The sequence below is a fragment of the Microbacterium azadirachtae genome (assembly GCF_025583665.1).
Lineage (GTDB): Bacteria > Actinomycetota > Actinomycetes > Actinomycetales > Microbacteriaceae > Microbacterium > Microbacterium azadirachtae.
Map to the genome: position 1 here is coordinate 3,313,408 of NZ_CP099706.1, position 18,617 is coordinate 3,332,024.

Here is an 18,617-nt window from a genome sequence, read left to right on the forward strand (position 1 = left end):
CTGCGGTCGTCACTGCGGGGCGAGTCCGAGGTCGTCGAGGTCGATCGCGGCGAGCCACTGCAGCCCTGCCGCCTCGACCGCGGCCTGGGCGCCGGTCTTGCGGTCGACGATCGAGATCACGGCGACCGGCTCGGCGCCGGCCGCGCGCAGCACCTCGACGGCCTTGAGCGGGGACCCGCCCGTGGTCGACGTGTCCTCGACCACGACCACGCGCTTGCCGGCGACGTCGGCGCCCTCGATCTGACGGCCGCGGCCGTGGTCCTTCGGCTCCTTGCGCACCACGAAGGCGTCGACCGGGGCGCCCGCGCGCACCGACTCGTGCATCACGGCGTTGGCGATGGGGTCGGCGCCGAGCGTGAGACCGCCGACGGCGGCGATGTCCCCGAGGCCCTGCATCAGATCCAGCACGATGCGGCCGATCGCAGGCGCGGCGCGGTGGTCCAGCGTCAGGCGCCGCATGTCGACGTAGTAGGTCGCCTTCTTGCCGCTGGCGAGGGTGAAGTCGCCGTGGAACACCGCCTCGTCCTTGATGAGAGCGATGAGGGCCTGGCGGTCGGCTTCGAGTTCGGGGGTGCTGAGCGTCACGGCTCAAGTCTAGGGTCGCCGCTCGCGACACAGCGCAGGGGAATCGGACCCGTCCGTCCGAGATCCGCAGCAGCACGCCGCATGTTCCTGCGTTGCCTCCGATCAAGGCCGATCCTCCGGCCGGTTCGGGGCCGGATCGGGGCCGGTCGGGGCAGGATCCGGCGACCGGATCCTGGCCGCGCGGCGCGGATCGATGCGAGGATGGCGGGGTATGCGGCGGCTCCCGCGTCCGCCGCGACCGAGGAGGATCGCATGCTCGACGTCGACACGTACGCCGCCCTCGCCCGGCTCAAGCCGGTGCCTCCGCTGGAGCTCTCCAGCCCCGACTTCGATGCGGACGGGCCGCTGCCGGTCTGGGCCTGGTCGGAGTCGCGCGGCGGGGACGACCGCTCCCCCGGCCTGGTGTGGGGCGAGCCCCCGGCGGGCACCAAGAGCTTCGCCCTGTCGGTCTACGACCCGGACGCCCCGACCGGATCCGGCTTCTGGCACTGGGCGGTCGCGAATCTCCCGGCCGACGTGCGCTCGCTGCCGGCGGGCGCCGGCGACGGCGAGCCCGGGTCGCTCCCGCCGCAGGCCGTCACCCTCCCGAACGAGGCGCGCCTGCCGCGCTACATCGGCGCGGCTCCGCCCGCCGGCACGGGCGTTCACCGCTACGTGATCACGGTCGATGCACTCGACATCGAGGAGATCGACCTCGACGGGCACGAGACGCCGGCCTACCTCGGCTTCAACCGGCATTTCCACGTGCTCGCACGCGGGATCCTGGTCGGCACCGCGGATCCCGCCGAGCGCTGAAGCCGAGCGCTGAACCGGTCTCCCGCGGATCCGCCCGGCCATCTTCACTTTCAACATGTGGAACTCAATCTTCACATTGTGATAATCTCCTCGCGAAGGTAATCTCGACATCGAGATAAATCACGCCGAGGAGACGCCGATGTCCACGCACCGACAGACCGTCACGATCACCTACGAGACGGCCGCACGAGCCGTCGCGCTGGCGCTCGAGATCGGCGCCGAGCGCGGCCTCCCCACCGTCGCCGCCGTCGCGGATCCGTCGATGACGCTCATCGCCTACGGCATGGCCGACGGCTCCACGCCGCACAGTGCCGAGACCTCCCAGCGCAAGGCCAAGAGCAGCGCCTCGATCCGCCGCCGCACCGGACAGATCGCCGAGGCCCTCGCCGCGACGCTGCCGCTCGGCACGGGCGGCACCATGACCACGATCGACGGGGGCGTGCCGATCTTCTTCGGCGAGCACCACGTCGGCGGCCTCGGCATCGCCGGCGGTCCGCCCGCACTCGACGCGGAGATCGCCCTGGAAACCCTGAAGCGCCTCGGCGCTCGCACAGAAGGAATGGAACTATGACCTCGTACCTCACCCGCGCAGACCTGTCGGTCGCCGCGCCGATCGTCGAGTTCGCTGAAGCGTCGCTTGCCGATTCCGGTCGCGACGCCACGGCGTTCTGGGCGGGCGTGAGCGAGATCGTGCACGACCTCGTGCCGCGCAACGCCGCGCTGCTCGCACGCCGCGACGAGCTGCAGCAGCAGATCGACGAGTATCACCGGAAGAACCCGGGACAGCCGGATCCGGCCGCCTACCGGGCGTTCCTGACCGAGATCGGCTACCTCGTGCCCGTGCCGGAGGACGTCGCCGTCACCACCGAGGGCGTCGACCCCGAGATCGCCACCATGGCGGGGCCGCAGCTGGTGGTGCCGCTGCTGAACGCGCGCTTCGCCCTGAACGCCGCGAACGCGCGCTGGGGCTCGCTGTACGACGCGCTCTACGGCACCGACGCCATCGAGCGCACCGGTGAGCTCGCCCCCGGCAAGGACTTCAACCCGGCGCGTGCCGAGGCCGTCGTCGCGTTCGGCCGCGAGTTCCTCGACGAGATCGCCCCGCTCGCCGACGGCTCGCACCGCGACGCCACCGGATACCGCGTGGACGCGGACGGCCTCGTGGTCGCGACGGCCTCCGGCGACCGTCGCCTCGCCGACCCCGCGCGCTTCGTCGGCTACACCGGCGACGCCCAGGCGCCCGACACGGTGCTGCTCGTGCACAACGGGCTGCACGCCGAGATCCTGGTCGACCGCTCCGGCGCCATCGGCCGCACCGACGCCGCGGGCGTGCAGGACATCATCCTGGAGTCCGCGCTCACCGCGATCCTCGACCTCGAGGACTCGGTCGCCGCGGTCGACGGAGACGACAAGGCGCTCGGCTACCGCAACTGGCGCGGCTTCATGGACGGCACCCTCACCGAGACGGTGACCAAGGGCGGCCGCACCTTCACCCGCGCGCTGAACCCGGACCGCACCTACCGCACCGCCGATGGCGGCGAGGTGACCCTTCCCGGCCGCGCGGTGCTGTTCGTCCGCAACGTCGGCCACCTCATGCGCACCCCCGCCGTGCTCGACCGCCACGGCGACGAGGTCTTCGAGGGGATCCTCGATGCGATCATGACCGCGCTCGGATCCCTTCCCGAGCTGGAGGGCTCGCGCGCGGGCACCAACTCGCGCACCGGATCCATGTACATCGTGAAGCCGAAGATGCACGGCCCCGAGGAGGTCGCGTTCGCCGCCGAGCTGTTCGGCCGCGTCGAGCAGCTGCTGGGCCTGCCCGCCGGCACCATGAAGGTCGGGATCATGGACGAGGAGCGCCGCACGTCGGCGAACCTCGCCGCCTCGATCGCTGCCGCGAGCGACCGCGTCGTGTTCATCAACACCGGCTTCCTCGACCGCACCGGCGACGAGATCCACACCTCCCTGCATGCCGGCCCCTTCCTGCCGAAGGCCGGCATCAAGGCGCAGCCGTTCATGCAGGCGTACGAGGACCGCAACGTCGCCATCGGCGTCGCGAGCGGCCTCAGCGGACGCGCGCAGATCGGCAAGGGCATGTGGGCCGAGCCCGACCTCATGCACGCCATGCTGCAGAAGAAGATCGCGCATCCGCTGTCCGGGGCGTCGACGGCCTGGGTCCCGTCGCCCACGGCCGCCACCTTGCACGCCCTGCACTATCACCGGGTCGACGCGTTCGCGGCGCGCGCGGCGCTGCCGCCCGTGGACGACAGCGCCCTGGAGCGGCTGCTGGTGCCGCCGCTCGCGGATCCCGCTGCGCTCACGCCCGAGGTCGTCGCGACCGAGGTCGACAACAACGTGCAGTCGATCCTCGGCTACGTGGTGCGCTGGATCGATCAGGGGATCGGCGTCTCGAAGGTGCCGGACATCCACGACGTCGGACTCATGGAGGACCGCGCCACGCTGCGCATCTCGAGCCAGCTGCTCGCGAACTGGCTGCAGCACGGCGTGATCACCGAGGAGCAGGTCGACGACAGCCTGCGCCGGCTCGCCCCCGTCGTCGACGCGCAGAACGCCGGCGACCCGAACTACGAGCCGCTCGCGTTCGCGGAGGGTGAGCAGCCGGGCATCGCGTTCACCGCGGCCCGTCGCCTGATCACCGAGGGCGCCGCCCAGCCCAGCGGCTACACCGAGCCGCTGCTGCACGGCCTGCGCCGCGAGAAGAAGGCGGAGCAGGCCGCGCGCGGCTGACCCGGATCCTGCCCGTTTTCGAAGCGCGCACCTGGCGGCATCCGCACTCTGGATGCAGCCAGGTGCGCGCTCTGAATGCCGGCATCGCGCCGGTCAGGACAGGGCGTGCGCGTAGGCGGCGCGCCAGATGCGTTCGAAGGCGGGCCCGTCCAGGTCGCCTGCGCGATAGGCGGCGCTGGCTCCCAGCAGCGAGTCGGCGATCGCGTCGAGGCGGCGCTGCGCCGCCCTGCCCTCGTCGTCGGGGCGGAGGCCGGAGCAGCACGCTGAGACCGTCGCGGCGGCGTGGCGCACGGCGCGCGTGCGGCGGGCGAGCACGATCCCGACAGGGAGGGTGACCGCCGCGATCACCACCAGTGCCGCCAGGGGCGGGATCCCGGCCGCCGCGCAGCCGATCCAGACGAGGAGTCCGCCGCCGAACGCGAAGACGCCGTATCCGCGGGCGAGCTCGGCCCAGCGCCGTTCGATCTCCGGAGAGTCGGGCGCATAGATGACGAGCGTGCTGGAGACGACGCCGTACCGGCTGACGGAGCGCGACAGGTGACCCCAGTGGGGGCGCGGCCGTCGCAGGGCCGGCGGGACGGGGTGATGCGGCGACGGCAGGGACCGCTGTTCGATGACCATGGATCCACCGTGCGCCGCATTCCGAGCCGCGGCGTACGTCCCTACGGAATCCGAACGGCTCGGAGCCGGATCCCTGCGCTTCCCGAACGCCGCCGCGGGCAGGTGCCGGTCAGTCCCGTCCGGGGAGCTTCCGGGGCCGGCGGTGTCCTCGGCCGCCCGTAGGCTGGATCCATGCGCCTGGCCACCTGGAACGTCAACTCCATCCGCACCCGTGTCGCCCGCACCGTCGAGTTCGCCGTGCGCGAGGACATCGATGTGCTCGCGATGCAGGAGATCAAGTGCAAGCCGGAGCAGTTCCCGTACGCTCCCTTCGAGGAGGCCGGCTATCACGTCGAGGTGCACGGCCTGAACCAGTGGAACGGCGTCGCGATCGCGAGCCGCGAGCCGATGACCGATGTGCGCACCGCGTTCGACGGCATGCCCGGGTTCGCCAAGGGCCATGAGGGTCCCGACGCGCCGCAGGAGGCGCGGGCGATCGGCGCGATCGTCAACGGCGTGCGCGTGTGGAGCCTGTACGTGCCGAACGGCCGCTCGCTCGACGACCCGCACCTCGCTTACAAGCTGCACTGGCTCGAAGCGCTGCGCACCGCGACGGCGGCCGAGCTCGCGGCGAAGCCGGGCCTCCCGCTCGCGCTCGTCGGCGACTTCAACATCATCCCGTTCGACCACGACAACGGGGATCCGGACATCGTCGTCGGCAAGTCCACGCATGTCTCCCCCGAGGAACGCGCCGCATTCTTCGCACTGGAGTCGGCGGGCGTGCAGGACGTCGTGCGGCCGCTGCTGCCCGAGGGCTACACCTACTGGGACTACCAGCGGCTCAAGTTCCCGCGCAACGAGGGGATCCGGATCGACTTCGTGCTGGGATCCACGCCCTTCGCCGATGCGGTGAAGGGCGCCTCGATCCACCGCGAGGAGCGCAAGGGCGAGCAGCCGAGCGACCACGTGCCGGTGGTCGTCGACCTCGAGCTCGGCGCGGCCGACGAGGACGACGACCTGCCGATGATCTTCGCGTGAACTCGGCGGATCCCCGCCCCCCGGGGTCGTTGAGCGACGAGACCGAAGGCGCCCCCACCCCGGGGTCGTTGAGCGAGGACGCCGAAGGCGACCGAGACGAAACGCGGTCCCCTGCGGAACCCGCAGGCCACCGGATCCGCCTGATCGCGACCGACCTCGACGGCACCCTCCTCGACCCGTCCGGGCACGTCACCGCCCGCACCCGGGCGGCGCTCGACACCGCACGAGCCGCGGGCATCGTGGTGGTGCCGGTCACCGCCCGCCAGCCGATCGGGCTGCGCGCGATCGCGGCCGAGGCGGGATTCGAGGGCTGGGCGCTGTGCGGCAACGGCGCGTACGGCATCCACCTCGGCACGCACGAGCTGCTGTTCGCGTCCGAGATCGCGGCGCCCGTGCAGCAGCGCATCGCGCGGGAGCTCGGCGAGCGGATCCCGGATCTGCTGTTCGCGAGCGTGCGCGAGGGCGGCGAGGTCTTCGTCGCGCAGGAGGGGTACGCCGCCGTCGCGACCCTCAGCGATCACAAGCGCGACCCGCGCACGATGGGTGCCGTGCCGCTCGCCGAGGTGCTCTCGGCACCGAGCCTCAAGCTCGTGATCCGGCACGCGACGATCTCCCCGGCGGAGATCTTCGCCGTGCTGGGCACCCTGGATCAGACCGGCTTCGCGGCGACGCTGTCCGGCGCGCCGTTCGTCGAGGTGATGGCCGAGGGCGTCACGAAGGCCACCGGCCTCGCGCAGCTGTGCGCAGCGCTCGGCATCGATCGCAGCGAGGTGCTCGCCTTCGGCGACGCGCTCAACGACGTCGAGATGCTGCGCTGGTCGGGCCGCGGCGTCGCCATGGCGAACGCCGAGCCCGAAGCGCGGGCCGCCGCCGACGAACTCACCCTGTCGAACGCCGAGGACGGTGTCGCGCTCATGCTGGAGCGTGTGCTCGCGGGTTGATGCACCGCGGGCGCCCCGTGGCCGAAGCCGACGAGGCGCCCGCGGAGGATCGAACCGGTCAGGCCTGCTGACGACGACGGATCCGCACCAGCACCGCTCCCGCGAGCAGCAGGAGAGCAGCGAGTCCCATCTCTCCGAACGGGACCTCCGATCCCGTTGCGGCGAGCTGCGCAGCGCTGGAAGTGCCGGCGCCCGAAGGACTCGCCGCGCCGCCGGTCGCGCCGCCGGTCGAGCCGGTTCCGGTGCCACCTGGGACCGTCAGCGCCGCGCTGCCGGTGAGCGTCGACATCGCTCCCGTGAGCACGATCTGGTGCTCACCCGCGGCGACGTCCGGCGGAAGCGTCACGGTGGTGTCGACGGTGCCGTCGGCGCCCGCCGTGACGGATGCGAGCAGCACGGGCACGGAGTGGAGCTCGATCTTCACCGGATCACGGGGCGCGAAACCCGACGCCGTCACATGGACGGTCTCTCCGGGATGCGCCGTCCCGGAGGACAGTGCGACTTTCGCAGTGAGCGAGGACAGATCGAAGTCGATGCCGGTCGTATCGGCGTCCCCGGAGAGCACGACCGGGGTCGCTTCGGCTGCGGTAGCAGCATGGGAGTAATACTGCGGCGCCACCGCCCAGGCGAAGCCCTCCGTGCCCTCGACGTGCACCGTGTACGTGCCCGGGGCGATCGTCAGAGTGTAAGTGCCGTCAGGATGGACGTAGCTCATCCCGGCGAACCGCCCGTCCGACTCGGCGATCACCGCGATGCTCGAGGAACGCCCGCGCAGATCCGTCGATCCGTCGAGGAGCACGGTGCCACGGATCACCCGGGTCGCGTCGAGACGGGCGTCGATGCCGGTGACCTGCGAGCCCTCCGCCAGCGTGACCGGCGTCGCGTCCTGCGCGCTGGTCGCACCGCTCCACCACTGGGACACGAACGCCTGGTAAGGGTCGCGGAACTCGACCGTGTACTGGCCCGGCGCAGCGGAGATCCGATAAGCGCCCATGTCATCGGTCGTGGCCCAGTAGTACCCACCGGCACCGCTCGCGGTCACTGAGATGCCCGCCACTGGTGCGCCGTCGGACGCGCGCGTCACGGTGCCGCTGATCTGCGCGGGGAGGGACTGCAGCGCGGCGTCGATACCGCTGACCGTCTGACCGGCGACGACGGTGACGGCCGTCGCCGCGGCCGCGGTCGCGGCACCGGCCCAGTACTGCGGGACCAGGCTCGGATCGTTGGAAGAGAATTTGACCTTGTAGTCCCCGGGGCGGATCCCCTCGATCCGATAGGTGCCGTCCGGGGAGAGAACTCCCTGTGCGACGGAATTGCCGTTCGCGTCCAAGACGGCGACCCAGCCGTTGGCCACGACGGAACCGTCGGAGGCCTTCGTGACCACACCCTGGACGGACCCGCCCGCCGTGAGCACGGCGTCGATGCCGGTGACCGCGCCACCGGCCGCCACAGGCACCCGTGTCGCGGAGAAGTAGTCGGCCGCATCGTTCCAGTACTCGCCGACCAGTCCGTCCCAGGTGGTCGAGAAGTTCACGACGTAGGAATCTGCCGGGAGCCCCTGGATCGTGTATGCGCCCGAGCTATCGGTGATCGCGCTGCTGAATCCGCCGCCGAGGCCACTTGCGGCGGCACTGACGGGTTCACCCACGACGGGGGTGCCGTCCTCGCGCGTGACCACGCCACTGATGGTCCCCCCGCTGCTGAGTGCTGCATCGATCCCGGTCGCCACGACACCGTCCTGCACGTCGACGACGGCAGCCTGGAAGTAGCTCGTCGCGTTGTTCCAGTACTCGCTGATGTACGAGGTCCCGAGCGTCAAGAAATGCACGCGATGCGCGCCCGGCTGAAGCCCGTCGATGCGATACGAGCCATCGGGTCCGGTCGTGGCACCGGCGATCGAGGACGCGTCGTCGTTCTGCGCCTGGACGAAGATGCCCGCGATCGGGGAGCCATCCGCTTCGTTGGTGACGACACCCGCGATCGAACCACCGGTGGCCGCGAGCGTATCCGCCGCAGCCGCCGCCCCCACTCCCGTGAACATCAGCGCCGCGGCGATCAGCGCTGTGAGAGCGCCTTTCCACCGTCGACGCGTGGACACACCTGCAGACATCCTGGTCCCCCCGTCGGGTCGTCGCCCGCCCCCTTCATCGGGCGCAGGCGGAGCCTGAAGAACCAGGCGTCGATGCAATCTATCGTCACAGGGTTCTCTCAGGAAAGAGGAAGATCCGTCGAGATCCGCGCCCGGACATGGGAACAGCCGCACTCCCCAGAGTGCGGCTGTTCAGTCAACGTCCCCACGCGTTACGAGGACTGTAGTTTCCGCCGAGACGACGGGACAGAGGCGTTCGCGATATTCCGGTCACGAATCGGAAACGGCCCTGCCGGTGGTCACATCGTGCCGGTCTCCACCTCGCCCGGCGCCGGCGCGTAGCGCAGCAGAAGGGTGCCGCCGTCGCCGGACTCCGCGTGCACGAGACGCAGGTTGTGCGGGGCCGCGCCGTCGGGGAACACCTTCTTCCCCTGGCCGAGCACGATCGGGTACACCCACAGCTGGAGCTCGTCGTAGAGCTGCTGATCGAGCAGGGTGTGCACGAAGTCGACGCTGCCGATCACGTGCACGTCCTGGTGCTTCTCACGCAGGGCGGCGAGCTCGGCCGGCAGGTCGTCGCCGACCCTGCTGCTGCCCTGCCAGTCGAGCTGGATCCCGGCGTCCCGCGAGGCGACGTATTTCGGCACCCGGTCGAAGAGCTGCCCGATCGGCCCCTCCGGCCCGGTCGTGTGCTGCGGCCAGTAGCCGGCGAAGATGTCGTACGTGCGCCGGCCCAGCAGCAGCGCGTCGAGCGTCTCCATCCCCGCCATCACGCTGCCCATGACGGCCTCGCTCGGCAGCGGCGCCTGCCACCCGCCGAAGCGGAATCCGTCCGACGGATCCTCCTCCGGGCCGCCCGGGGCCTGGGCGACGCCGTCGAGCGTGGTGAACAGGTCGATGATGATGCGTCCGGTCATGATGTCCTCTTCCTTGGGAATCCGGTTCGGTCGTTCGTCCTTCAGCGCCCACGGCGACGCTACGCCGCGAGCCGGTCGATGTGGAAGGTGCGGGCGAAGACGTCCAGGATCCGCTCGTCGCCGCGCACGACCGCGACCAGATCCTGCGCGACAGCCTCCGCCGGGGTGACGTCGCCCGCGATGAGGTGACGGATGCCGGGCCCGGCGACCAGGATCCCCTCCGCATCGCCGGCGGGCAGCGCTCCTCCGACGGGCGGGGCGGGCGGCGCGAGCTGCGCGACGCGGAGCGCGCCGTCGCGGACGATCACGCGCAGAGCGACATCGCCCACGTGCAGTTCCACGTCGAGGCGCGCGGCGCGGTCCGGGCGGAACGACGTCCGCAGCGCCATGGTGAGCGAATCCGGGGACACCACATCGCCTTCGCCCGGATCCCCCATCGCCTGGAAGCCCCACCTGCCGAGCGCCAGCACGATCGGCTCCAGCGCCTGCCCATAGGGCGTGAGCTCGTAGACGAGACCGCTGCCGTGCAGGGGCGCCCGGCGCACCACCCCGCCCTCCTGCAGCTCCTTGAGCCGCGAGGACAGGATGTTCGTCGGGATGCGCGGCAGACCCTGCTTCAGATCCGTGTACCGGCGCGGCCCCACCAGCAGGTCGCGCACGATGAGCAGCGCCCAGCGCTCGCCGATCAGCTCCACCGCCGTCGTGACGCCGCAGTACTGGCCGTAGCTGCGCGCGGCCATGTCAGAACCGCTTCCGCATCACGCGGTCGTCGCCTGCGCGGCCGGCTCCTGCTCGGCACCGCCGGGGACCATGTACAGGAAGCCGAGGGAGTTGCCGTCGGGGTCGTCCAGATCGCGCGAGTACATGAAGCCGTAGTCCTGCGCGGGCTGGGGCTCGGTGCCGCCCGCCGCGAGTCCCTTCGCGATCACGGCATCGACCTCGTCACGGGAGTCGAGGGCGAACGACGCCGAGGTCTGCAGCGTGACCCTCGGATCCGCGATCGGCTTCTCCGTGAAGGTGGCGAAGAACTCGCGCGTGATCATCATGAAGAAGATGTTGTCGTCCCACACCACGCAGACGCCGTTCTCATCGGACATCTCGGGATTGATCGTGCAGCCGAGCGCCGTGTAGAAGGCCTTGGTGCGCTCGAGGTCGGTGACGGGCAGGCTGATGAAGACGGTGGCCACGATGACTCCTCTGTCGCGGACCCGGATCGGATCCGATGCGTCAAGCTTGCTTTTTGCAAGTTCGCTTGTCAAGAGCAAGTCCAGGCCCGGACTCAGCCCTCGTCCGGAACCCGCCGGAGCCCGAGGCCGGCGAGGATCCCCGCACCGGCGGTCAGGCCCCCGATCACGACGAGCCCGATGCCGGGGACGGTCGCGGTCGCCACGGCGCCGGCGATGAGCGGCCCGCCGGCGTCCCCCAGCTCCCGGCCGAGCTCGGCGGATCCCATCGTGCGCCCCATGCGATCCGGCGGCGTCGACGACGCCAGGTGCGCGAAGGCGAGAGGCGTCGCGAGTCCCACCCCGGCACCCGCGAGCACGGCGGCAGCCAGGACCACTCCGACGACCGGCCACAGCCCCGCGAGCAGCATGCCCGCGGCGAGCAGCGCCAGGCCGCCCACCGCGCCCGCCCGGATCCGGAGGCGTCCGCGATCGTGCAGGGATCCGGCCCACGGCTGCACGACGCTGCTGACGATCGCCAGCACGGTGACGAGCGCCATGCTGCCGACCGTGCCCATGCCCGTCTGGCGGCCCAGCAGCGGCAGGAAGCCGACGGCCACCGCGAGACCGCCGGTGGTCGCGGCCAGCACGAGGGTGGGCACCAGGAACCCGGGGGCGGCGAGCTCGCGCACCAGATCGGCGACGGTCACGCGCTTGCGCGGCAGCACCGGCACCGCCGGCACGCCGAATCGCACCCAGGCCGCGGCGACGAGGGCCACCGCGGCGAGCGCCCAGAACAGCGCGGGCAGCCCCGCCCACACCACGAGACCGGCGCCGACCAGCGGGCCGAGCGCGTAGCCGAGCCCCTTCCAGGATCCGTAGCGGCCGAAGTAGCGTCCGCGCGACGCGTCGTCGGCGAGCCGGGCGACGGCGGCGGACGACGCGGGCGAGAACGCCGACGCGGCGGCGCCCTGGCCGAAGCGCGCCACGACGAGCCCGATCGTCCCCGGCACCAGGGCGCCGACCACGGAGAACGCAGCGAAGCCGAGCAGACCCGCGACGATCACGGGACGTACGCCGATCCGGTCGCTGAGAGCGCCGAACACCGGCTTCAGCAGCACCTCGGCCAGGTCGTACAGCGCGAGGGTGAACCCGAACGCGAGCAGGGTCCAGCCGATGTCCTCGGTCTCGGCGCCCAGCGCGGCGGCGATCCCGTGAGCGCCGAACGCCGTCGTGAACCCCGCGAGGTACAGCGGAGCGAGGCGAGGGCGCGGCGAGGTCACGCCTCAGTCTCGCACCGCGCGTCCGTCGCACGGGGGATGCCGTCCGCGCGGGCACCGCCCTACGGTGGAGGGATGCCGTTCACCCGCACTCCGACGCCGCGCGAGCTCCGGCAGGACCTGCTCCTCGCCGCGGTCCTGCTGGTGGGCGGGATCCTCAGCGCCGGCCTGTCGTCGCTCGCGAAGGTCTACGGCAGCGAGCAGGGCCCGCTGTGGACGGCGATCCCGTACGTGGTCGTGATCTCGGCGGCCATCGCCCTGCGCCGCCGCTGGCCGGGCCCTGTCGCCGTGGTCGTCTCGCTCGCGTTCGTCGTGGCGACCTCGCTGAAGGTCCCCGAGATCTACGCCGGCAACATCGCCATGTTCATCGCGCTGTACACCGTGGGCGCCTGGATGAACGCCCGCCGGAGCGCGTTCTTCGTGCGCGTCGGGATCATGGTCGTGATGGCCGCGTGGCTGGTCGTCGAGATGTACCGGCAGGCGATCGACCAGGCCGCGAAGGCCGACGTCGTCGCGGGGATGTTCTCCCCGCTCGTCGCGTTCCTCATGCTCCAGGTGCTGCTGAACGTGCTCTACTTCGGCGGCGCGTACTACTTCGGCGAGCGCAGCTGGAGCGCCGCCCGGCAGCGTGCCGCGCTCGAGCAGCGCACGGAGGAGCTGGAGCGGGAGCGCGCGCTGAGCGCCGCCCAGGCCGTCGCACTGGATCGCGTGCGCATCGCCCGTGAGCTGCACGATGTCGTCGCGCACCACGTCTCGGTCATGGGGGTGCAGGCGGGAGCGGCCCGGATGATGATCCCGCAGGATCCGCAGGCGGCCACCGAGATCGTCGCGGGGATCGAGACCTCCGCGCGGGACGCGATCCGCGACTTCCGCCAGCTGCTCGACACGCTGCGCGCCCCGGGTGACAGCGAGGACGTCTCCTCGACCGTCGACATCGGCGACATCGCCGAGCTGGCGGCCGCCTCGACGTCCGCCGGACTCCCCACACGCCTGCAGGTGATCGGCGACCCCGTGCCCGTGCCGCGCGTGACCGCGGTCAACCTGTACCGGATCGCGCAGGAGTCGCTCACGAACGCACGCCGTCACGCCGGTCCCGACGCCGAGGCGGACGTGCGGATCCGATACGAGCCGGGTTCGGTCGAACTGGAGGTCGTGAACACCGGACGGGTCGTCACCGGGCTGCGCCCCGGCCTGGGGCAGCTCGGCATGCGCGAGCGCGCGACGGCCTCGGGCGGAACGATCGAACTGGTCCCCCGTCCGGCCGGCGGCTTCCGCGTGCGCGCCACGCTGCCCGTGACGTCGGCGTCGGCGTCGGCCTACGCGCTCGCCGACGCGCCCGCGGGCTCTGCGCCGCGCCGCGGGACGGAGGACGCATGAACGCCCCGATCCGTGTGCTGATCGTCGACGACCACGCGATGCTCCGAGCCGGCTTCCGCACGATCCTGGATCTGCAGCCCGACATCTCGGTGGTGGGCGAGGCGTCGACCGGCGCGGAAGCCGTGACGCTCGCCGGATCCCTCCTCCCCGACGTCATCACGATGGACGTGCAGATGCCCGACATGGACGGGATCGCGGCCACGCGGATGATCCGCGCCGACGAGCGGATCCGCGCCTCGATCGCGATCGTGACGACGTTCGACCGGGACGACTACCTGTTCGACGCGCTCGATGCGGGCGCGAGCGGGTTCCTGCTCAAGAACGCGGGGCCCGAGGAGCTCGTGGCGGCGGTGCGCGCGCTGGCCGCGGGCGACGGCATGCTCGCCCCCGAGGTGACGCGGCGGGTGCTGCAGCGCTTCGCGGCCGCGTCCGCATCCGCCGTCGTCCCGAGCGCAGAGGCCGCGGCATCGCGGACGGCGGTGGTGACGACCGGATCCGTCGCGCTTCCCAGCGCCGACCTGCCGGAACCGCTGACCGATCGCGAGGGCGAGGTGCTGCGCCTGGTCGCCGAGGCGTGGAGCAACGCCGAGATCGCTGCGGAGCTGTTCATCGGAGAGGCGACGGTGAAGACGCACGTCTCGCGCATCCTGCAGAAGCTGGGAGCCAGGGACCGCGTGCAGGCCGTCGTGCTCGCACACCGGCTCGGGCTCGCGTAGCCCGCTCCCGGGCGTGCACGCAGCCCGCTCCTGGGCGTGCGCGGAGCCTCGCCGCCGGCCGATAGCCTCTCCTCATGGCCGAAACCGCGAGCCCGCCGATCCCCCGAACGCCGCTGTCCCGCCCGATCATGGCGGGCGTCGTCACCGCGCTGGTCGGGTTCACGAGCTCGTTCGCGGTGGTCCTCACCGGGCTCGCCGCGGTCGGCGCGAGCCACGCGCAGGCGGCGAGCGGGCTGCTCGCGCTCAGCCTCACGATGGGCGTCGCCTGCATCGTGCTGGCCTGGCGCTACCGCATGCCGATCACCGCGGCCTGGTCGACGCCGGGTGCCGCGCTCCTCGCCGCTTCCGGGGCGGCGGGCGCGGGCGCGATCGAGGGCGGCTGGCCGGCCGCGGTCGGCGCGTTCCTCATCGTGGCAGGGCTCATCCTGCTCACCGCCCTCGTGCCGCAGCTCGGGGCGCTGATCGCCGCGATCCCGCCGTCGATCGCGCAGGCGATGCTGGCCGGCGTGCTGCTGCCGCTCTGCCTCGCCCCGATCACCGGGCTCGCGAAGAACCCGTGGGGCGTGATCCCGGTGGTGCTGACCTGGCTCGTGTTCGCCCGGCTGGCGCCCCGCTGGGCCGTGCCCCTGGCGTTCCTCGCGGCCACGGTCGTGATCGTCATCGGGATCGCGACGGGCGGGGCGCACGTCGACCCCGCCGCCCTGCTGCCCCGCGTCGAGCTGACGATGCCGACGTTCACGGTCGGATCCCTGGTCGGCATCGCACTGCCGCTGTTCATCGTGACCATGGCGTCGCAGAACGTGCCCGGCGTGGCCGTCATGCGCAGCTTCGGCTACGAGGTGCCATGGCGACCGGCGATGCTCGTGACCGGCCTCGGCAGCGCGCTGGGCGCGCCGGCGGGCGGTCACGCGATCAACCTCGCCGCGATCAGCGCGGCCCTCGCGGCGGCCCCCGACGCGGAGCCGGATCCGAAGCGCCGCTGGATCGCGGGCGTCTCCACCGGGGTCTCGTACCTGGTGCTCGGCGGCTGCTCGGCCGCATTCGCGGCGCTCGTGGTGCTCGCGCCCGCCGCCGTGATCCCGGCCGTCGCCGGACTCGCCCTGTTCGGCGCGTTCGGATCCGCGGTGCAGCAGGCGATCGACGACCCCGGCGAGCGCACCCCGGCCGTGGTGACGTTCCTCGTCGCCGCGAGCGGCATGGCGTTCTGGGGCGTGAGCGCGGCGTTCTGGGCGCTGCTCGCAGGCCTGCTCGTGCGCGGCGCACTGCACCTCGGCAGGCGCTGAGCGGATCAGGCGGGACTCGCCGCGGCGTCCGCCGCGGGCCGGACCCGGATCCGCGATCCGGATCCGTCTTCGGGGGGATGTCGCGGCATCGGCACCCTGGTTAGCGTGGGGCGTGCGCCGCAACGAGCGGACGCCGAGGGAACGGAGAGAGACGAAGTGACCACAGTGCTTCCTCAGAGCGGGGCCGCGACCACGGCCACCGGACTGCTCGAGCTGCAGGGCCTCACCAAGAGCTACGGTGTGCGCCGGGTGCTCGAAGACGTCTCCTTCCGCGTCGCGCCCGGCCGCCTCACCGGCTTCGTCGGCGGCAACGGCGCGGGCAAGACCACGACCATGCGGATCGTGCTGGGCGTGCTCGCCGCCGACGCCGGAACCGTGCGCCTCGGCGGCCACGACGTCGCAGCCGCCGACCGCCGCCGCTTCGGCTACATGCCGGAGGAGCGCGGCCTCTACCCGAAGATGAAGGTGCTGGAGCAGGTCGCGTACCTGGCCCGCCTGCACGGCTTCGGCAAGGCTGAGGCGACCGCGCGCGGCGAGGCGCTGCTGACCGAGCTGGGCCTCGGCGAGCGCCTGCACGACACGATCGAGTCGCTCTCCCTCGGCAACCAGCAGCGCGCGCAGATCGCGGCCGCCCTCGTGCACGACCCGGAAGTGCTGATCCTCGACGAGCCCTTCTCGGGTCTCGATCCCCTCGCCGTCGACGTGGTGGCCGGCGTGCTGCAGTCGCGCGCCGCGCGCGGCGCCTCGATCCTGTTCTCCTCCCACCAGCTCGACGTGGTGGAGCGCCTGTGCGACGACCTCGTCATCATCGCGGGCGGCACGATCCGCGCCGCGGGGTCGCGCGAGGAGCTCCGCGCCCAGCACTCCGCGCCCCGCTACGAGCTCGTCTCCGACGCCGACGCCGGCTGGATCCGCTCCGAGCCGGGCATCACCGTCGTCGACTTCGAGCGCGGCACGGCCGTCTTCGACGCGGCCACCCCGGAGGACGCCCAGCGCGTGCTCCGCACCGCCCTCGGGCACGGCGTCGTGCACGCCTTCACCCCGCAGCATCCGTCCCTCGCCCAGATCTTCAAGGAGGTCATCCAGTGAGCACCACGACCGCGCGCGACTCCGGAGCCCTGTCGACCGGCAACGGCATCCTGCTCGTCGCCGAGCGCGAGATCGGATCCAAGCTGCGCAGCAAGGCCTTCCTGATCTCCACCGGGATCCTGCTGCTCATCGCCCTCGCCGGGGTGCTGATCGGCGGCTTCATGAGCAAGAACACCTCGGAGACCAAGATCGCGGTGACGGCGGAGACGGCACAGGCGGTGCACGGGCTTCCCGGCCTGAAGGCGATCGAGGCCGCCGACGCGACCGCGGCCGAGAAGCTGGTCCGCGACGGCTCGGTCGAGGCGGCTCTCATCCCCGCGCCCGGCGATGCGGCGTTCGGCTTCGAGATCGTGGCGCTCAAGGACGCCCCCAGCGGTCTGCAAGGCCTGTTCGCGAAGACGCCGAAGGTCACCATCCTCGAACCGGACACGACCAACCCCCTGCTGCGCTACCTGGTGGCGATCGGCTTCGGGGTGGTCTTCCTGATGGCCGCCTCGACCTTCGGCGCGACCATGGCGCAGAGCGTCGTGGAGGAGAAGTCCACGCGCGTGGTGGAGCTGCTGCTCGCCGCGATCCCGGCGCGGGTGCTGCTGGCCGGCAAGGTGCTCGGCAACACGGTGCTGGCGATGGCGCAGATCCTCGCGCTCGCGGCGATCGCCGTCGTCGGGCTCATCGTCACCGGGCAGAACGCGGTGCTGGAGGGCCTCGGCTCCCCGCTCGTGTGGTTCGCCGTGTTCTTCCTGTTCGGCTTCGTGCTGCTGGCGTCGCTGTTCGCCGCGGCTGCCGCACTCGTCTCACGCCAGGAGGACATCGGATCCACGACCATGCCCATCACGATGCTCGTGATGGCGCCGTACATCCTCGTGATCATCTTCAACGACAACCCGCTGGTGATGACGATCCTGTCGTACATCCCGTTCTCGGCGCCGGTCGCGATGCCCGTGCGGCTGTTCGTGGGCGAGGCGCAGTGGTGGGAGCCCCTGGTGTCGCTGGTGATCCTGCTCGCGGCGTGCGTGGCCGCGATCCTGGTCGCCGCGAAGATCTACGAGAACTCCCTGCTGCGCATGGGGGCGCGCGTGAAGCTGTCCGAGGCCCTCAAGGGCTGACGCCTTCGCGCCGCGAGACCGCATCCCGTCGCCGACGCGGATGCGGTCTCGTGCTGTGCGGTCACGGATCCGGATCGGCGGCGAGGAATATTCACGCGCATGGATTGTTGGGGTGAGCAACGGACGACGGGGTCCGGACCCGCAACCATCCATCCGAAAGGCCTCACCGTCATGAGCACGCCTGCCCTCGACCGCACCGCGGTCACCGACGCCCCGATCCTCGACGTCCTCGCCGAGCGCTGGAGCACGCGCATCTTCGACGCCACCTCGACCATCGACGAGGCGGCCCTGGCCAGCGCCCTCGAAGCGGCGCGCTGGGCGCCGACCGCCGCGAACAGCCAGCCCTGGCGCGTGATCGTCGCCCGCCGCGGCTCCGAGGCGCACGCCACCGTGCTTGGCAGCCTCATGGGCTTCAACAGCGCCTGGGCCGGCGACGCCGCCCTGCTCGTGGTCTTCGTCGCCGAGACCACCCGCGACGGCAAGCCGATGCCGTGGGCGCTCTACGACACCGGCCAGGCCGCCGCCCACTTCACCGTGCAGGCGCACGCCAACGGCCTCTCCACCCACCAGATGGGCGGCTTCGACCGCGACGCCCTCTCCGCCGGCTTCGGTCTGGGCGACGAGTTCACCCCGATCTCGGTCATGGCCGTCGGCGAGCTCGGCGACATCCGCACCGCCAGCGAGGAGATGCAGCAGCGCGAGAACGCTCCCCGCGAGCGTCGCCCGATCGCCGAGACGATCATCGTCAACGACTGATCCGACCGGATCCGAACGCCCTCTCCGCCGGCCGGAGGGGGCGTTCGTCGTCCACGTCCTCCCTCGCCGCGGCCGGCCGAGATCCGGCGGATCGCCCCGGAACAGGCGGATCCCGCACGATCCACCCCTCCTCG

At 71.8% G+C, this 18,617-nt stretch carries 18 protein-coding genes; 11 read left to right on the forward strand and 7 right to left on the reverse strand.

Features of this window, described 5'->3' with window-relative positions; translation table 11 throughout:
* Positions 1-9 precede the first annotated feature (9 nt).
* Positions 10-585 (reverse strand): orotate phosphoribosyltransferase, encoded by a 576-nt coding sequence (pyrE, locus tag NFX31_RS15695; protein ID WP_045249996.1) that lies wholly within the window; start codon positions 583-585, stop codon positions 10-12.
* Between the two features lie 252 nt (positions 586-837).
* On the opposite strand from pyrE, the gene NFX31_RS15700 reads away from it, so the two are divergent.
* The 3 genes from NFX31_RS15700 (at position 838) to NFX31_RS15710 (ending at position 4,128) form a co-directional block, all read left to right on the forward strand.
* Positions 838-1,380, forward strand: coding sequence for a YbhB/YbcL family Raf kinase inhibitor-like protein (locus NFX31_RS15700; protein WP_045250033.1), 543 nt, complete (start codon positions 838-840; stop codon positions 1,378-1,380).
* A gap of 139 nt (positions 1,381-1,519) precedes the next feature.
* Entirely contained in the window at positions 1,520-1,951 is a 432-nt protein-coding gene (locus NFX31_RS15705) for a GlcG/HbpS family heme-binding protein (RefSeq protein ID WP_045249995.1), read from the forward strand.
* Positions 1,948-4,128 (forward strand): malate synthase G, encoded by a 2,181-nt coding sequence (locus tag NFX31_RS15710; protein ID WP_262956184.1) that lies wholly within the window; start codon positions 1,948-1,950, stop codon positions 4,126-4,128. Before NFX31_RS15705 ends, NFX31_RS15710 begins: the two co-directional genes overlap by 4 nt.
* A 93-nt stretch (positions 4,129-4,221) precedes the next feature.
* Here the strand turns inward: NFX31_RS15710 and NFX31_RS15715 are convergent, their stop codons facing one another.
* On the reverse strand, positions 4,222-4,749 hold the full coding sequence (locus NFX31_RS15715) for a DUF6611 family protein (protein WP_045249993.1): 528 nt from the start codon (positions 4,747-4,749) through the stop codon (positions 4,222-4,224).
* Between the two features lie 171 nt (positions 4,750-4,920).
* Between NFX31_RS15715 and NFX31_RS15720 the strand changes: the two genes are divergently transcribed.
* Both NFX31_RS15720 and NFX31_RS15725 read left to right on the forward strand, forming a co-directional pair.
* Complete coding sequence (locus NFX31_RS15720) at positions 4,921-5,766, forward strand: exodeoxyribonuclease III (RefSeq protein WP_045249992.1); 846 nt, start codon at positions 4,921-4,923, stop codon at positions 5,764-5,766.
* The gene (locus tag NFX31_RS15725; protein ID WP_262956185.1) at positions 5,763-6,707 is read left to right on the forward strand and encodes a Cof-type HAD-IIB family hydrolase; all 945 of its coding nucleotides are present in this window, start codon (positions 5,763-5,765) and stop codon (positions 6,705-6,707) included. Before NFX31_RS15720 ends, NFX31_RS15725 begins: the two co-directional genes overlap by 4 nt.
* 58 nt (positions 6,708-6,765) lie before the next feature.
* Here the strand turns inward: NFX31_RS15725 and NFX31_RS15730 are convergent, their stop codons facing one another.
* The 5 genes from NFX31_RS15730 to NFX31_RS15750 all read right to left on the reverse strand — a co-directional run bounded on the left by NFX31_RS15730 (position 6,766) and on the right by NFX31_RS15750 (position 12,159).
* Positions 6,766-8,817 carry a carboxypeptidase regulatory-like domain-containing protein gene (locus NFX31_RS15730; protein ID WP_262956186.1) on the reverse strand — a complete coding sequence of 684 codons (2,052 nt, stop codon included), beginning with the start codon at positions 8,815-8,817 and terminating at the stop codon, positions 6,766-6,768.
* A gap of 278 nt (positions 8,818-9,095) precedes the next feature.
* A complete protein-coding gene (locus NFX31_RS15735; protein ID WP_262956187.1) occupies positions 9,096-9,713 on the reverse strand; it encodes a dihydrofolate reductase family protein in 618 nt (205 codons plus the stop codon).
* A 59-nt stretch (positions 9,714-9,772) separates the two neighbouring features.
* On the reverse strand, positions 9,773-10,453 hold the full coding sequence (locus tag NFX31_RS15740; RefSeq protein ID WP_045249989.1) for a winged helix-turn-helix transcriptional regulator: 681 nt from the start codon (positions 10,451-10,453) through the stop codon (positions 9,773-9,775).
* Between the two features lie 18 nt (positions 10,454-10,471).
* Positions 10,472-10,903, reverse strand: a complete 432-nt coding sequence (locus NFX31_RS15745) for a VOC family protein (protein WP_258955378.1) — start codon at positions 10,901-10,903, stop codon at positions 10,472-10,474.
* A gap of 89 nt (positions 10,904-10,992) precedes the next feature.
* Positions 10,993-12,159: an MFS transporter gene (locus tag NFX31_RS15750; RefSeq protein ID WP_262956189.1), complete on the reverse strand. Its 1,167-nt coding sequence runs from the start codon at positions 12,157-12,159 to the stop codon at positions 10,993-10,995.
* Between the two features lie 72 nt (positions 12,160-12,231).
* Between NFX31_RS15750 and NFX31_RS15755 the strand changes: the two genes are divergently transcribed.
* From NFX31_RS15755 to NFX31_RS15780, 6 genes are all read left to right on the forward strand, one after another.
* Positions 12,232-13,533 (forward strand): sensor histidine kinase, encoded by a 1,302-nt coding sequence (locus NFX31_RS15755; RefSeq protein WP_045249986.1) that lies wholly within the window; start codon positions 12,232-12,234, stop codon positions 13,531-13,533.
* Positions 13,530-14,249 carry a response regulator gene (locus NFX31_RS15760; protein WP_045249985.1) on the forward strand — a complete coding sequence of 240 codons (720 nt, stop codon included), beginning with the start codon at positions 13,530-13,532 and terminating at the stop codon, positions 14,247-14,249. Before NFX31_RS15755 ends, NFX31_RS15760 begins: the two co-directional genes overlap by 4 nt.
* Before the next feature lie 74 nt (positions 14,250-14,323).
* On the forward strand, positions 14,324-15,532 hold the full coding sequence (locus NFX31_RS15765; RefSeq protein ID WP_091478076.1) for a benzoate/H(+) symporter BenE family transporter: 1,209 nt from the start codon (positions 14,324-14,326) through the stop codon (positions 15,530-15,532).
* Positions 15,533-15,736: 204 nt separating this feature from the next.
* Positions 15,737-16,621 (forward strand): ABC transporter ATP-binding protein, encoded by an 885-nt coding sequence (locus tag NFX31_RS15770; RefSeq protein ID WP_091478236.1) that lies wholly within the window; start codon positions 15,737-15,739, stop codon positions 16,619-16,621.
* Entirely contained in the window at positions 16,618-17,727 is a 1,110-nt protein-coding gene (locus NFX31_RS15775; protein WP_045249983.1) for an ABC transporter permease, read from the forward strand. The genes NFX31_RS15770 and NFX31_RS15775 overlap by 4 nt, the downstream gene beginning before the upstream one ends.
* Before the next feature lie 171 nt (positions 17,728-17,898).
* The gene (locus tag NFX31_RS15780) at positions 17,899-18,483 is read left to right on the forward strand and encodes a nitroreductase family protein (protein WP_262956192.1); all 585 of its coding nucleotides are present in this window, start codon (positions 17,899-17,901) and stop codon (positions 18,481-18,483) included.
* Positions 18,484-18,617 lie beyond the last annotated feature (134 nt).

What these genes read in the sequence shown, in the direction of transcription:
- NFX31_RS15700 (WP_045250033.1), top strand. Translation starts at nt 838, where the DNA reads ATGCTCGACGTCGACACGTACGCCGCCCTCGCCCGGCTCAAGCCGGTG.
- NFX31_RS15705 (WP_045249995.1), top strand. Translation starts at nt 1,520, where the DNA reads ATGTCCACGCACCGACAGACCGTCACGATCACCTACGAGACGGCCGCA.
- NFX31_RS15710 (WP_262956184.1), top strand. Translation starts at nt 1,948, where the DNA reads ATGACCTCGTACCTCACCCGCGCAGACCTGTCGGTCGCCGCGCCGATC.
- NFX31_RS15715 (WP_045249993.1), bottom strand. Translation starts at nt 4,749, where the DNA reads ATGGTCATCGAACAGCGGTCCCTGCCGTCGCCGCATCACCCCGTCCCG.
- NFX31_RS15720 (WP_045249992.1), top strand. Translation starts at nt 4,921, where the DNA reads ATGCGCCTGGCCACCTGGAACGTCAACTCCATCCGCACCCGTGTCGCC.
- NFX31_RS15730 (WP_262956186.1), bottom strand. Translation starts at nt 8,817, where the DNA reads ATGTCTGCAGGTGTGTCCACGCGTCGACGGTGGAAAGGCGCTCTCACA.
- NFX31_RS15735 (WP_262956187.1), bottom strand. Translation starts at nt 9,713, where the DNA reads ATGACCGGACGCATCATCATCGACCTGTTCACCACGCTCGACGGCGTC.
- NFX31_RS15740 (WP_045249989.1), bottom strand. Translation starts at nt 10,453, where the DNA reads ATGGCCGCGCGCAGCTACGGCCAGTACTGCGGCGTCACGACGGCGGTG.
- NFX31_RS15755 (WP_045249986.1), top strand. Translation starts at nt 12,232, where the DNA reads ATGCCGTTCACCCGCACTCCGACGCCGCGCGAGCTCCGGCAGGACCTG.
- NFX31_RS15760 (WP_045249985.1), top strand. Translation starts at nt 13,530, where the DNA reads ATGAACGCCCCGATCCGTGTGCTGATCGTCGACGACCACGCGATGCTC.
- NFX31_RS15765 (WP_091478076.1), top strand. Translation starts at nt 14,324, where the DNA reads ATGGCCGAAACCGCGAGCCCGCCGATCCCCCGAACGCCGCTGTCCCGC.
- NFX31_RS15780 (WP_262956192.1), top strand. Translation starts at nt 17,899, where the DNA reads ATGAGCACGCCTGCCCTCGACCGCACCGCGGTCACCGACGCCCCGATC.